This is a genomic window from Gilliamella sp. X-60 (genome assembly GCF_057063585.1).
The window spans coordinates 38,900-53,699 of the sequence record NZ_JBXSQJ010000002.1; the positions used below are offsets into that span (position 1 = coordinate 38,900).

At 36.7% G+C, this 14,800-nt stretch carries 11 protein-coding genes; 7 read left to right on the top strand and 4 right to left on the bottom strand.

The features are described 5' to 3' along the window. Positions 1-7: 7 nt before the first annotated feature. From ACYIAM_RS01325 to ACYIAM_RS01335, 3 genes are all read right to left on the bottom strand, one after another. Positions 8-880 (bottom strand): arginase family protein, encoded by an 873-nt coding sequence (locus ACYIAM_RS01325; protein WP_483746980.1) that lies wholly within the window; start codon positions 878-880, stop codon positions 8-10. Next, a complete protein-coding gene (locus ACYIAM_RS01330; protein WP_483746981.1) occupies positions 877-1,926 on the bottom strand; it encodes a GNAT family N-acetyltransferase in 1,050 nt (349 codons plus the stop codon). The genes ACYIAM_RS01325 and ACYIAM_RS01330 overlap by 4 nt, the downstream gene beginning before the upstream one ends. A gap of 74 nt (positions 1,927-2,000) precedes the next feature. Then, positions 2,001-3,410, bottom strand: coding sequence for an aspartate aminotransferase family protein (locus ACYIAM_RS01335; RefSeq protein ID WP_141669987.1), 1,410 nt, complete (start codon positions 3,408-3,410; stop codon positions 2,001-2,003). 183 nt (positions 3,411-3,593) lie between these two features. Between ACYIAM_RS01335 and ACYIAM_RS01340 the strand changes: the two genes are divergently transcribed. From ACYIAM_RS01340 to gyrB, 7 genes are all read left to right on the top strand, one after another. Continuing rightward, the gene (locus ACYIAM_RS01340; RefSeq protein WP_483746982.1) at positions 3,594-4,343 is read left to right on the top strand and encodes a MipA/OmpV family protein; all 750 of its coding nucleotides are present in this window, start codon (positions 3,594-3,596) and stop codon (positions 4,341-4,343) included. Positions 4,344-4,453: 110 nt separating this feature from the next. Beyond that, complete coding sequence (locus ACYIAM_RS01345) at positions 4,454-5,362, top strand: recombination-associated protein RdgC (RefSeq protein WP_174797665.1); 909 nt, start codon at positions 4,454-4,456, stop codon at positions 5,360-5,362. Between the two features lie 195 nt (positions 5,363-5,557). After that, on the top strand, positions 5,558-6,658 hold the full coding sequence (gene ompA, locus ACYIAM_RS01350) for a porin OmpA (RefSeq protein WP_483746983.1): 1,101 nt from the start codon (positions 5,558-5,560) through the stop codon (positions 6,656-6,658). A 167-nt stretch (positions 6,659-6,825) separates the two neighbouring features. Then, positions 6,826-8,184 carry a chromosomal replication initiator protein DnaA gene (dnaA, locus tag ACYIAM_RS01355; RefSeq protein ID WP_483746984.1) on the top strand — a complete coding sequence of 453 codons (1,359 nt, stop codon included), beginning with the start codon at positions 6,826-6,828 and terminating at the stop codon, positions 8,182-8,184. A gap of 15 nt (positions 8,185-8,199) precedes the next feature. After that, positions 8,200-9,303, top strand: coding sequence for a DNA polymerase III subunit beta (dnaN, locus tag ACYIAM_RS01360; protein ID WP_174797668.1), 1,104 nt, complete (start codon positions 8,200-8,202; stop codon positions 9,301-9,303). Between the two features lie 48 nt (positions 9,304-9,351). Continuing rightward, entirely contained in the window at positions 9,352-10,425 is a 1,074-nt protein-coding gene (gene recF, locus ACYIAM_RS01365) for a DNA replication/repair protein RecF (protein ID WP_483746985.1), read from the top strand. 42 nt (positions 10,426-10,467) lie between these two features. Then, positions 10,468-12,879 carry a DNA topoisomerase (ATP-hydrolyzing) subunit B gene (gyrB, locus tag ACYIAM_RS01370; protein ID WP_483746986.1) on the top strand — a complete coding sequence of 804 codons (2,412 nt, stop codon included), beginning with the start codon at positions 10,468-10,470 and terminating at the stop codon, positions 12,877-12,879. 359 nt (positions 12,880-13,238) lie between these two features. Here the strand turns inward: gyrB and ACYIAM_RS01375 are convergent, their stop codons facing one another. Next, positions 13,239-14,720 carry a hypothetical protein gene (locus ACYIAM_RS01375; RefSeq protein ID WP_483746987.1) on the bottom strand — a complete coding sequence of 494 codons (1,482 nt, stop codon included), beginning with the start codon at positions 14,718-14,720 and terminating at the stop codon, positions 13,239-13,241. Between the last annotated feature and the right edge of the window lie 80 nt (positions 14,721-14,800).

A 14,800-nucleotide genomic window follows, 5' to 3' on the forward strand; every position in this document is an offset into this window, starting at 1 on the left:
CACCAATTTATACCGCTAATGCTTTTAATAATGTCAAATTAAGTTGATGTTGCTCTTGTTGCCAATTGTTAAGGTTATTGGGTGATATGGTCGGTTGTTTATCAAGCGAACTGAGTAAACGTTTAAACCAATTTGATGGCTGCCATATTGACAGTTCCCCCGTAATATCACTGCCGATAATTCTAGGTTTAATTGACGATATAGTATCAAGCAGATGATACGTTTGTAGTTTGCCTTGATCCCAGTTGGTGTGAATCACCTCTTCGCTTAATACGTCTTTATCAATCGATAAATAGACTGGTTGTGCGCTATGATATTGTTCGGATAAGAAGTTAGCAATAAGGTCATCTGGTGTGGAAAAATGCCTAAAAGCATGTCCTAAGCCAATTTTTTTTGCCCATGTGACGTTGACATCTAAGCTCCAGTAAGTCAATTTTTTATGAAGCAGCGGTTTCCATCTATTTTCCCAAAAATGTGCTATACCAATATCATGAGAGGTAATGCCTAGCACATGTACATGACTCACAAAAGGCAAACTTGCCACATAACTAACCCATGATCCACAATGCACACCAAATAGATAGCGCATATTGTCTGGATGATTATCAAAAATCACAACTTGGATCGGATTATCTGCGGAATATTGCTTTGCTAAACGTTCAATAAATAGTAATGAAATATGATGAAAATCACCACTGCCCATTAATACCGTGCCATGGCTTTCCGGTAAAGATTGCTGTAATACCTGTTTAAATTGGCTAAATTGTTTCTTAGTGCAACCAAAACGAATTGTATCTTGCCACTGCGTAACATCAAGCGTTTGAGCATAACAAATATCACCCACGCTTCTATCAAAATTGAGAATAATAGGACAGGTCATGCTACTTTCTCCTTATCACTTTCAAAGAAACCAATCAATCTACGTAATATAATTCTGAATAACGGATTACGAATATAAACAAGATGCTTAGTAAAAGTAAATTTTGCACCTAGTGATGCTTTTACTTCAGGATCGGTCCAACCCGCAATATAATGACTAAATCCTTGCTGCAAAGCATATTCAAGATTAACAAACCAACTTACAAAATAAAGATTGAGCTCTCTTGCCTGTGGATAAACCATACCGATATACTTATCAACTAGCATATTGTTCACAACAAAACAAATATTGTACCCCACCAACTTATCATCATGGTGATAAGTCACAATATGCGCATTTTGGGTTTTGCTTTGTAATAGCTGAGTAAAAAAGGGTTTAGTCAATAAGTCAAAATGGATTTCACTTTGCTGATAAACATTAAGATACAATTGATAATACTCATCTAAAACCGCTTGGTCATAAAAACACTCATCACCACTATGCAACATATTAATCACTAATTTTTCTCGTGATTTTAGTTTTCGCCTAAAATTTTTACGTCGACTATAAGAAAATCGTGAAAAAATTTCATCCATATTGGCAAAATCAATCGGTAGCCAAGCTAATGCTTGCCCTTCAACTTCAATAAAACCTTGTTTTTTTAATGACGAAATAAGATGCATTGAATAATCATTTTCTTTTTCACTCAGTAAAGGCGATGCGACAGGTATATCTTTAACAATCAAAAAAGGATATTGCTTAGCATAAGCCATTTTAAGATGTTGTGCTAATTGATTAGCATCCACTTTATCATTTAGTAACGCATATTCCGAAACAGTTGCGCCAACAAAACAAGTATTGGGTTGTAAATAGCGCTGCCATTTATGGTAAAAAGGCAGTTTTTGAATTTTATGTCTGAAATCATCATCTGCAGTAGTAAGAAGATCAAACTTGGCAGAAAAAACAGGCACACCATCTTCACTCAGCCATGCGGAAAATTCTTGTGGAGGATGAGCTAGAAAATTGTCTATTAATTCATTGGGTTCTAACTGATTGATATATTTCATAACGTTAAATATAAGATTGGCTGTAACTCGCGGTCCCGCCAATAGACATTGACGGGAAAATGAAAATAAAATAATTAAAGCTCTTTTTTAGCTCGGGTAATTAATTGATCCAACAGTTCAATACCCTGATCAATTTCTTGACGAGAGATGTGTAACGATGGCGCAAAGGTAATCACGTTTTTATAGTAACCACCAATATCCAGCACTAAGCCCATTTTGGTACCTTTCCAATCAAGATCACCGGACATACCAATATCAACCATTTTGTCAACAAGTGCTTTATTGGCTGTAAAGCCATCTTCAGTACAGATTTCAGCACGCAGCGCTAAACCTAAACCATCAACTTCGCCGATCTCTTTGTGTTTCTTCTCAAGTGTTTTTAAACCTTCGAGGAAGTAAGCACCGCTCTCCATGACCATTTTTTCGTAATCGGTTTCAGAAGTCATTTTTAATACTTCAAGACCAACTGCTGTACCAAGTGGATTTGAGGCAAAAGTTGAGTGAGTTGAACCCACTGGGAATACTTGTGGATTAATTAATTCTTCACGTGCCCATAAACCACCTAGCGGATTAAGACCATTAGTTAATGCTTTAGCAAAAACCACAACATCAGGTTTGACATCAAAGTGTTCAATTGACCAAAGTTTACCGGTACGGTAAAAGCCCATTTGGATTTCATCAACGACTAATAAAATACCATACTGATCTAATACTTTTTTAAGACCTTTAAAGTAATTACGAGGAGGAACAATATAACCACCTGTTGCTTGTAAAGGTTCGGCATAAAACGCTGCATATTCCGCTTGTCCAACTTTTGGATCCCAAACACCGTGGTATTCGGTTTCAAATAAACGCGCAAATTCAGCCACCAAATGTTCACCATATTCTTCTGCTGTCATTCCTTTTGGACGACGGAAAGGGTATGGGAATGGAACAAACATAGCACGATCACCAAAATGACCATAGCGACGACGATAACGATAACTTGATGTAATGGATGAAGCCCCTAAAGTACGGCCATGGTATCCACCTTGGAAAGCAAACATTAACGATTTACCGCCAGATGCATTACGAACCAATTTTAAAGAGTCTTCAATACATTGTGAACCACCCACATTGAAATGTACTCGTCCTTCATAACCAAAACGTTTTTCCATGCCTTGGGCAATGGTTTTGGCTAATTCAATTTTAGTTGGATGCAAATATTGGCTAGCACACTGTGGTAAAGTATCAATTTGCTTTTTAAGCACATTATTTAAACGTTCATTAGCATAACCAAAGTTACACGCAGAATACCACATTTGTAAGTCAAGAAAAGCTTTACCTTCTTTGTCATACATGTAACTACCTTCACAACCATCAAAGATTTTTGGTGGTTCAACATAATGCACGGTATCGCCAAAAGAACAATATTTAGCTTCATCCGCTAACAATGTCGCATCATCAGGACGACTGTTAATCATTTCTAAAGTTGGTTTACTCATAATTATCTCACTAATCCATATTCAAACACGATAAAATGTGGCATTATTATTCAAGAAATTGGTTTGTTACAATGTACAATTAATGTATAGATTGTGTGACGATAAGCGAAACAGCAAAATAAACGATATTAAAGTTTGTGTTACTAGCGACAGGAGATCACTTTTTATATATGGGTATAAAAAATGAAAAAAACAGCTTGTGCACTTTCTATTTTGTCAATCATCGTTTTAGGCGCCGCCAAAAATGCGTTAGCTAATCCCATTTCCATCGGTGCTGGTATTGGTTGGGCAAATTCACCTTATAAAAGTTATAGCGCTAATTATTACCCTATCGGTCATATTGATTATGATAATGGCTTATTTTTTATTGATGACTTATCGGCTGGTGTTTATGCGTATAATGAAGATAATCAAAGCATCTCCATTGGCGCTCGTTATTTATCTAATGAATTTAAACCACATGATTCAGATAATCGCCAATTAAGGCAACTTAATAGTCGCCATTCAACACTACTTGCAGAAATCGAATATTCCATTGATACCAATTGGGGAAGTTTTTCTAGTAGCGTCGGGGCGGATGTACTAAATAAAAGTAATAGTATTTTAGTCAATGCAGATTATACCGTTCCTTATATGCAAGGCAATTTAATTGTTGCGCCTACCATTGGTATAAATTGGTCCAACAGCAAACATAATGATTATTATTATGGTGTTTCTCATAAAGAATCCGCCCGTTCAGGATTACCATACTTTAATGCAGATAACTCATTGACGCCTTATGCTGAAATAGCTGCACAATATTCATTAACCGAAAACATGGCGACTTTTGGTGGTGTTCATATCGATAAATTAACCGGTGATGCGGCCGATAGCCCAATGGTTAGCAATAGCACTGTAACTTCGATTTATATGGGGGTATCTTATAACTTTTAATGAATATACGTTGATATTCAATAATAAATATCACGACTCATCCACTATAAGTGGTGACTTGTTTAAACAAAATAAAATCTTTATCACAAAAATTCAGGAAATAGAAAAGTATGCTTTGGTTTAAAAATGCCATCATTTATCAACTTAATAATGATACATTACTTAATAAAGATGCAATTGAAAAAGCACTAAAATCTCATCCTTTTACTCCCTGTGGTAATTTAGATACCACCAAAATGGGTTGGGTGTCGCCTTATCATGATAATAATGACAGTGCTTTTATTATTGATATGCAAGGGCATTTATTATTACGCATCAAAAAAGAAACAAAAATATTACCCGCTCCCGTAATTAAACAAGCGTTATTAGAGAAAATCGATAAGCAAGAACAAGCTTTAAGTAGAAAACTGACCAAAAACGAAAAAGCCACCTTAAAAGACGAAGTCATGATTGATCTAATGCCAAGAGCATTTAGTAAATATAATTACTATTGGTTATGGATCGATACACAAAATAAACGTATTATTGTTGACTGTAGTAGCTTTAAACAAGCAGAAGATATCTTAGCTATTTTACGTAAAGAGCTTGGTTCACTTGCCTTAACACCTTTATCAATTGATAAACCACTTGAGCAGGTCATGACCACATGGGCTAAAGAAAACTTGACATTCCCACCATTTTTATTGGGTGACCAAGCCGAACTTAAAGATCCGCTTGAGGGTAATGGGATTATCAGTTGTAAAAATCAAGAAATCACCGGCGATGAAATGCGTGTCCATTTTGATTCAGGAAAATGGATCACTAAAATTAAAATTATTGATGAAAGGGGAGTCAGCTTTATCGTCAATAATGACTTAACATTTAAACGAATTAAATTTGATTCGGTTATTTTAGACGAAAATGAAGATATCGGCTCAGATGAATTAGATCAAAGACTAGAAGCTGACTTCTTTATTATGGCTAATTCATTAGCTAATACTATTCATGACTTTTACATAACAATTAACAAAATCATCTGATAAAATTATTTAAATATTTTTTTATTGCGATAGCAATAATTATAGATTTGCCTATTATCTATGCTATACTAGGCACCAGATTATGGGTAACATAATTATATAAAAATAAGTCATAGTTCTTTTTATTTGAAGTAAATTTTAAACAATAAAGAAACTAAACATCGTCTATAACAACATATAAGTTGAGGCAATAAAATGAAAAAAACTACTCTAGCTCTAGCAATTGCAGTTGCAAGTTTAACAGCTACTTCCGCTAACGCAGCATACGAAGACAACACTATTTATACAGGTGCTAAATTAGGTTGGTCAGAACTTTATAAACTAGATGCAAATAAGGTTCGTGGCTTTGATAAAGACGAAGTTGGTATTAAAACTTCAAATCGTAGCAATATTGCTGGTGGTGCTTTCCTTGGATTCCAAGCAAACCCTTATTTAGCCTTTGAATTAGGTTATGATTGGTTAGGTTCAGCTAAATATAAAAGAACTTGGACTGATGATAAAACTAAAGCGGGCAATAGCAAGATCTCTGCACAAGGTGTTTCATTAACTGGTAAATTAAGCTATCCATTATCATTCATCTCTGACGATTTAGATATCTATGGTCGTGCTGGTGGAATGATGACTATTGCTAAGTGGAAAAATAGTGGAGATATCAAAGAAGAATACGGTCGCGGTGGCACAAAAACTAAGCTATCTCCTGTTTATGCATTAGGTCTTGACTATCGTTTCGCCGAAGACTTTTCTACTCGTTTAGAATACCAATATGTTAATCACATTCATACTAAAACTGATGCATCTCCTGATGCAGGAACTGTAAGTTTAGGTATTACTTACCGTTTAGGTGCCCCAGCTGTTCCAGCACCAGTTGAGTTAAAAACGCAAGAAAACCGTTATGTATTAAATGAAGATGTACTATTTGCTTATGCAAAAGCTGACTTAAAAGCTGAAGGTCGTCAAGCATTAGACAACTTGCTTACAAACCTAGTTAAAATCAAACCAACTGAAAGCGCAGTTGTAGTAATTGGTCATACTGACCGTATCGGTTCAGTTAGTTATAACCAAAAACTATCAGAACAACGTGCTAACTCAGTCATGAGATATCTAGTATCTAAAGGTGTTCCAGCTGACCTAATCAGTGCACGTGGTATGGGTAAATCTCAACCAGTTACTGGTACTAAATGTAATGCACTTCGTGGCGCTAGCTTAAAAGCATGTTTAGCACCAGATCGTCGTGTTGAAATTGAAGTTAAAGCACGTAACGTTCAAGAAGTTCAAGTAACTGATTTAACAAATTAATTTTTGTTTTCTAAGTTGTTCATTAAAACCCGGTTAAAAGCCGGGTTTTTTACATCTCTTTATTTGTTAACAACTGAATTATATATCACCTTAGCTCTACAAATTATCCACAAAAGGGATTATAATACTGCATAGTATTGTTAGTAAGCAAAGTTGAAGGAGTTGCCGTGCCTACCGCTATTTGGCAAGATTGCCTTTCTCAATTACAAGAAGAAATCCCAACAACGGAATTCAATTTATGGATTCGTCCGTTGCAAGCGGAAATGGTCGATAATAAACTCTATATTTATGCACCGAATAGATTTGTTCTAGATTGGGTAAGAAATAAATATTTAACGACTATATCCCAATTATTAAACCAACTTTTTAATGATGATTCTTTAAAATTATTTCTTGAAGTTGGTTCAACGGTATCTACCGATAAAAAATTGCAAAGTAGTCAACGCAAAACCGAAGTAGTACCTGCATGGAAAACAACAAAAGAAACAAATAGCAATCATGTCTACCATTCAGGTATTAATCATAAACACACTTTTAATAGCTTTGTTGAAGGTAAATCCAACCAACTTGCGGTTGCTGCGGCAAAACAAGTAGCTGAAAACCCAGGAAAAGCTTATAACCCATTATTTTTATATGGTTCTACCGGTTTAGGTAAAACCCATTTATTACATGCGGTTGGCAATCAAATAATGGCAGAAAAAGCCAATGCCAAAGTTGTCTACATGCATTCAGAACGCTTTGTGCAAGATATGGTAAAAGCGCTACAAAATAATGCTATCGAAGAGTTTAAGAATTACTATCGTTCAGTTGATGCCTTGCTTATTGATGATATTCAATTTTTTGCAAATAAAGAGCGATCGCAAGAAGAATTTTTTCATACTTTCAATTCATTATTAGAGGGCAATCAACAAATTATTTTAACCTCGGATCGCTATCCTAAAGAAATAAATGGCGTTGAAGATCGCTTAAAATCGCGTTTTGGTTGGGGATTAACTATTGCAATTGAGCCACCCGAACTGGAAACGCGGGTTGCAATTTTAATGAAAAAAGCCGAAGAAAATCATATCAAGTTACCTGAAGAAGTTGCTTTTTTTATTGCTAAACGATTACGTTCCAATGTTCGTGAGTTAGAGGGGGCACTTAATCGAGTCATTGCTAATGCTAATTTTACTGGCAAAGCCATTACCATTGATTTTGTTAAAGATGCCTTAAAAGATTTACTGGCTTTACAAGAAAAACTGGTTACCATTGAAAACATTCAAAAAACGGTTGCCGAATATTATAAAATTAAAGTATCAGATTTACTTTCTAAACGTCGCTCTCGTTCTGTTGCAAGACCACGACAAATGGCAATGGCACTTGCCAAAGAACTCACTAACAAAAGCCTTCCTGAAATTGGTGATGGCTTTGGTGGAAGAGATCACACAACAGTATTACATGCATGTAGAAAGATTGCAGAATTAAAAGAAGAAAGTAATAATATTAAAGAAGATTACTCCAATTTAATTCGAACTTTATCAACTTAAAAAAGAATCAATACTATGAAATTTATTATAGATCGTGAAAAACTGATTAAACCATTGCAACTTGTCAGTGCGCCATTGAGTAGTCGCCCTACACTACCTATTTTGGGTAATTTACTATTACAGGTGAGCGATAACACACTATCGATGACGGGAACTGATCTTGAAATAGAAATGATATCGCATTTACCATTAGTTGAACCAAGCGAACCAGGTGCAACAACGGTGCCCGCAAGAAAATTTCTCGATATCTGTCGAAACCTACCTAATAATGCCCAAATTTCGATAAGCGTTGATGATAACCGATTGATGATTCAATCAGGTCGTAGTAAATTTTCTTTATCCACACTGCCCGCTAGCGATTTTCCTAATTTAGAAAATTGGCAAAGCGATGTTGATCTTTCCATTCCACAAAAAACCATTAAACGCCTTATTGATGCAGTGCAATTTTCAATGGCTAACCAAGATGTAAGATATTACTTAAATGGCATGTTATTTGAAATTGAAGATGGTTTATTAAAATCAGTTGCAACAGATGGGCATCGATTAGCCTTATGTGCACAACCTATTGAGCAAGATACTAAAACTTCTTGTTCGGTCATTTTACCAAGAAAAGGGGTACTTGAGCTTGCTAAACTGGTTAGTGATAACGACGAATTAATCAATATGCAAATTGGTAATAATAATTTACGTGTTAATCTTGGTGATTTCACCTTCACATCAAAACTCATTGATGGAAGGTTCCCTGACTACAAACGCGTATTACCACGCAACCCCGATAAACCACTTGAAGTATCTTGCGAAGAACTCAGAAACGCCCTATCACGTGTTGCGATCTTATCCAACGAAAAATTCCGTGGTATTCGACTTTATGTCCATAACAATCAGATAAAAATCACCGCAAATAACCCAGAACAGGAAGAAGCAGAAGAAGTTATTGACGTAAAATATCAATCAGCAGAGCTTGAGATCGGCTTCAATGTAACCTATTTACTTGATATATTAAATACATTGAAATGTGATAGCGTACAACTGCTCTTAACTGATGCAACATCAAGTGTACAAATAGAAGATATCAACAATCAGACCGCTACTTATGTTGTTATGCCAATGCGCTTATAATCAAATCTCATTTAATTGTCCGGCTTCGGCCGGCATCATTCAAGGCATATGACTCTTTCAAAAATCAACATTCATCATTTCCGTAATATTGATCATGCGCAACTGTCTTTATCGCCACATTTCAACTTCATTGTTGGTGATAATGGCAGTGGAAAAACGAGCTTACTTGAAGCTATTTATATGCTTGGCCATGGTCGCGCTTTTAGACATACTCAATCAAATCGAATTATTCAGCATGAACAACCAGAGCTTGTATTATTTAGTGAAATAAAAAATATCCATCAACAAGTCCATTCCATTGGTCTTGCAAAGTCACGGAATAGTGAAAATAAAATCAAAATCGACGGGGACGAAGGTTTTCGACTCGCCGATTTAGCCAAATTATTACCTATACAGTTAATTACACCTGAAGGGTTTGATTTATTGAGTGGTGGTCCCAAATATCGTCGTGCCTTTATTGATTGGGGCTGCTTCCATCATTATCCAGAATTTGTTCATTTATGGAATAATCTAAAACGCTTATTTAAACAGCGCAATGCATTATTAAAGCAATCCCACAGTTATAATCAATTATTACCTTGGGATAAAGAACTCGCCCCCATTGCTGAAAAAATTAGCCACATTAGAGCGGATTATTCGCAACAGATTTTCCCTGAAATTATAAAAACTTGCCATGACTTTTTACCTGAGTATCAGCTTAATTGCCAATATTATCAAGGTTGGGAACATAGCACTGGCTATGCTGAAATATTATACAAACAATATGAGCGAGACAAACTCCTTAATTACACATCAGTCGGACCTCATAAAGCGGATATTCGATTACGTGTCGACAATATTCCAGTTGAAGATTTGTTATCACGTGGTCAATTAAAGCTGTTAATGTGTGCTTTACGCCTATCTCAAGGTGAATATTACTCAAAGCAAAGTACCCAAGCTTGTGTTTACTTGATTGATGATTTTGCCTCTGAACTCGATAACAATAAACGAGAACTGTTAGCCAAACGTTTAAAATTAGCTAATTCACAAGTATTTATTACCGCAGTTAACCAAGCGCAAATTACCCATATGATCGATGAAAATGATAAGATTTTTCACATAAAATCTGGTATAATTTCGTAAATTTATAGAATGATATAAACAATCAAATAAGTCGAGAAATCCATGTCTAATTCTTATGATTCTTCTAGCATTAAAGTACTCAAAGGGCTTGATGCTGTCCGTAAACGTCCAGGTATGTATATTGGTGATACTGATGATGGAACAGGACTTCACCATATGGTTTTTGAAGTAGTCGATAATGCCATTGATGAAGCATTAGCAGGTTATTGTCACCATATCGAAGTGACGATTCACCCCGATAATTCTGTTTCTGTCCGTGACGATGGTCGCGGTATTCCAACTGGCATTCATGAGGAAGAAGGTATCTCAGCGGCTGAAGTTATTATGACCGTACTACATGCAGGTGGTAAATTTGATGACAATTCCTATAAAGTATCCGGTGGCTTACACGGTGTTGGTGTTTCAGTGGTAAATGCGTTATCGGATAAACTAGAATTAGTGATTTATCGTGATGGTAAAATTCACCAACAAATTTATCATTTAGGTGTACCACAAGCACCACTCAAAGTGATTGACGAAACTACTGAATCAGGTACCTATGTTCGCTTCTGGCCAAGTCCTGAAACTTTTACCAATATTGAGTTTGTTTATGAAATCTTAGCCAAACGACTACGTGAATTGTCTTTCTTAAACTCCGGCGTATCTATCAGATTACTTGATGAACGCACTGGCAAAAGCGAACATTATCATTACGAAGGCGGTATCCAAGCTTTTGTTGAATATTTAAATAAAAATAAAAATCCTATTCATCCTAAAATATTTTATTTCAGCACAGAAAAAGACGATATTGGCGTCGAAGTGGCACTGCAGTGGAACGATGGCTACCAAGAAAATATCTATTGTTTTACTAACAACATCCCCCAACGAGACGGCGGTACACACTTAGCCGGTTTCCGTGGTGCAATGACGCGCACATTAAACAATTATATGGAAGCTGAAGGTTACAGCAAAAAAGCGAAAATTAGTGCCACTGGTGATGATGCGCGTGAAGGTCTCATCGCGGTTGTATCAGTTAAAGTCCCTGATCCTAAATTCTCATCACAAACCAAAGACAAATTAGTGTCATCAGAAGTTAAATCGGCGGTTGAATCCGTCATGGGTGAAAAATTAGCAGAATATCTTCTTGAAAACCCAAGTGATGCCAAGATCGTCGTCGGAAAAATCATTGACGCAGCAAGAGCACGAGAAGCAGCTCGCAAAGCGCGAGAAATGACACGCCGTAAAGGCGCTTTAGACTTAGGTGGATTACCGGGTAAACTTGCCGATTGCCAAGAAAAAGACCCAGCGCTATCTGAACTCTACTTAGTGGAAGGGGACTCTGCGGGGGGCTCGGCCAAACAAGGACGCAACCGTAAAAATCAAGCAATTTTACCGCTAAAAGGTAAGATATTAAACGTCGAAAAAGCCCGTTTTGATAAAATGCTTTCATCGCAAGAAGTGGGAACGTTAATTACTGCGTTAGGTTGTGGTATTGGCCGTGATGAATATAATCCAGATAAAATGCGTTACCATAGTATTATTATCATGACCGATGCCGATGTCGATGGTTCACATATACGTACTCTATTACTAACGTTCTTTTATCGCCAAATGCCAGAAATCATAGAGCGTGGCTATGTGTATATTGCACAGCCGCCTTTATATAAAGTCAAAAAAGGCAAGCAAGAACAATACATCAAAGATGATGAAGCAATGACCCAGTTTCAAATTGCTTTAGCCCTTGAAGATGCCTCATTACATGTCAATGACCATGCACCCGCACTTGCAGGCGAAGCGTTAGAAAAACTAATTGCCGAATATCAAAAAGTCGAAAAACTGATTACCAAAATGGAGCGTCGTTACCCTAAAGCGCTACTTTCTGAATTGGTTTATCATGATGTATTAAACGAAAGTATTTTGCAAAATCAACAGCAGGCTGAAAATTGGGCAAAAACCATTGTTGAAAAACTATCGAATAAAGAGCAACATGGCAGCAGCTATCTTTATTCAGCTGAATATAATGAAAAAGCACAACTGTATGTGCCAATTATAAAAATAAGAACCCATGGCGTTGATACAAATTATCCATTAGATCAGGTCTTTATCCATAGCAATGAATACCGTAATATCTGCCACCTTGGTGCACAATTAAAAGATTTACTAGAAGATGGTGCCTTTATTCAACGTGGTGAACGTAAACAACTGGTTAATTCTTTTGAAGAAGCAGTTGATTGGTTAATTAAAGAATCACGTCGCGGCCTAACTATTCAGCGTTATAAAGGTCTTGGCGAAATGAACCCAGAACAATTATGGGAAACAACCATGGATCCAACCAGTCGCCGTATGTTACAAGTCACCATCAAAGATGCCATTGAAGCAGATCAATTGTTTACAACCCTTATGGGCGATGAAGTTGAACCTCGACGATTATTCATTGAAGAAAATGCCCTTAAAGCAGCTAATTTAGATTTCTAAATATTACTGCTATAAAAAACAAACAGAAAAACCAGACGTATGTCTGGTTTTTTTATTGAATAAAGGTATAACTAACTCTAAAAAAATGTAACTATAACCTAAATTAGGCTTTTGCTGAAAAAATTAAAATTCTTGTCAAAAAGTTTCAGGTAACTATGTGTTTTAGTATAAAAATGGATTTCTAGGTTCTCTTTGATTGGATATTTTTTATATTAGACAAGCGCTTCTGCTGTTTAGATACAAAAACACATGGCTTGCCAACTTTGTTGGCAAGCCACTTAAATCAAAACAGATTTCTTTGTTTTTTTAACTTAATTGGCTGTTAATTCGTACAAGAATTAACAGCTCAGAACTAAAAACTAAGGATAAACGCACACCCCGTAATAGTTACCGATAGGGTCAGCACGGTAAACCCGTCCATTGTACGAGTATACATGAAATAGACGATCCCCTATCACATCACTTGTCCAATAGCTAAGATTACTAAAGCCTGAACCACTATAATTAGCTAGGCGAGCCCACTCACTAAACAAACCACCACCAATTCGGCGATGGTAATTATTCCCCCTTGATGAAGGTGTGGCACCAACTGCATTTTGACAACTACTGCTACCATCACAGCTTGCATTGGTGACGTCTTTGACTTGTATAATCCGATAGCCTATGCTTGAACACCAAGCTTCTTGGTTGGCGGCTTCTGCTGTTTTAACTCCACGGTTAACAAACCACTTCTGCAATTCAAATCCATATTTTACCGCTTCTTTACCACTACTATCGTATCCCTTTAGCTCGAATGTTTGCGGTAAGTTTGGTATTCCGGCCTGAAGCGGCCCAGGCAAATCAGCATTCTGTTCATCTTTGGTTGACGCAGGTCCCGTTAAAGTAACGCGCACAGTTGTCCCATTCGCATTGGGAGTCATGGTGACAGTGATACCGCCATGAGTAATCGATGGCCAAGTGAGAGCCCCTCTTCCCCCTATGTCTAAATCAAAATATAAACCATTTGCACCGGTAGTAGGAAAGTTACTATTGTATGATGATGGCGAGGTTGATTGGGGAATAAACCCTTTCCTTGTATCCCACATTTCAGTAGGACCGGCGTATCGACCTATACTTTCTTGCAATTCTGGCTTGGCATAGCAAACTTTAGCAGACGATTCTGGGGTGAAGTAGTAAGTTACAGCACTCACACCAAAAATAGCTTGATTTGGCACACCATACTGCGTCTTTAAACTGCCATTGGTATTACTTAATTCCATTTTATAAGGTGCATTGCAAATATCTAAAGTATCAACACGACGAACTGTTCGATTATTTTTATCATAGATCCGAACTCTTAACCGGCCTGTTGCCGTTATACCTCTTCTTCCCTGCCCATCACCATCACCATCACCCCAATAGTTATACGGAGCTCTAACCAATGTGTTTAAACTTATTGAGTTCCTTGTTGTTGGTAAAAACATGACAACATTAGCAAACGTATCGCTAGCATTAGGTAACACTATTGGGTTTGATAATGAAGAGGTATTGCTCATAGGCGAGATTATTGTAGCATCCGATAACTTGATACTTAACAAACCATCGGTCTGAGTAGCTTTGGTTATCCCCCCATCAAATGTAAAATAGGGAACGGAGCCTTCAATGACATGTGAAGTACTGGCTGATAACATTTCTGCATTTGCTGCACACGGTAACAGCAACAATGGCACTAATGTAAAAGGGATTTTAAATAACCATAAAGTTAAACCAGATATACACGATAAACGTGGCTGTGATAACTCCGCTAATTGTAATTGCTGCTTCAGACTAACACTTAGCTGTTTACGAAAACTAATTAGCAAGAATGGGGGGCAATCTTGTGTGTGTGTATTAAATAAGTTTAGGATAAAAATGATCCCGAAGCTTAATGTTTGACTCAAGT

Bases quoted from the DNA above. Each gene is read 5' to 3' on its own strand.
- ACYIAM_RS01325 (WP_483746980.1), bottom strand. From the start codon at position 880: ATGACCTGTCCTATTATTCTCAATTTTGATAGAAGCGTGGGTGATATT.
- ACYIAM_RS01330 (WP_483746981.1), bottom strand. From the start codon at position 1,926: ATGAAATATATCAATCAGTTAGAACCCAATGAATTAATAGACAATTTT.
- ACYIAM_RS01335 (WP_141669987.1), bottom strand. From the start codon at position 3,410: ATGAGTAAACCAACTTTAGAAATGATTAACAGTCGTCCTGATGATGCG.
- ACYIAM_RS01340 (WP_483746982.1), top strand. From the start codon at position 3,594: ATGAAAAAAACAGCTTGTGCACTTTCTATTTTGTCAATCATCGTTTTA.
- ACYIAM_RS01345 (WP_174797665.1), top strand. From the start codon at position 4,454: ATGCTTTGGTTTAAAAATGCCATCATTTATCAACTTAATAATGATACA.
- ompA (WP_483746983.1), top strand. From the start codon at position 5,558: ATGAAAAAAACTACTCTAGCTCTAGCAATTGCAGTTGCAAGTTTAACA.
- dnaN (WP_174797668.1), top strand. From the start codon at position 8,200: ATGAAATTTATTATAGATCGTGAAAAACTGATTAAACCATTGCAACTT.
- recF (WP_483746985.1), top strand. From the start codon at position 9,352: ATGACTCTTTCAAAAATCAACATTCATCATTTCCGTAATATTGATCAT.
- gyrB (WP_483746986.1), top strand. From the start codon at position 10,468: ATGTCTAATTCTTATGATTCTTCTAGCATTAAAGTACTCAAAGGGCTT.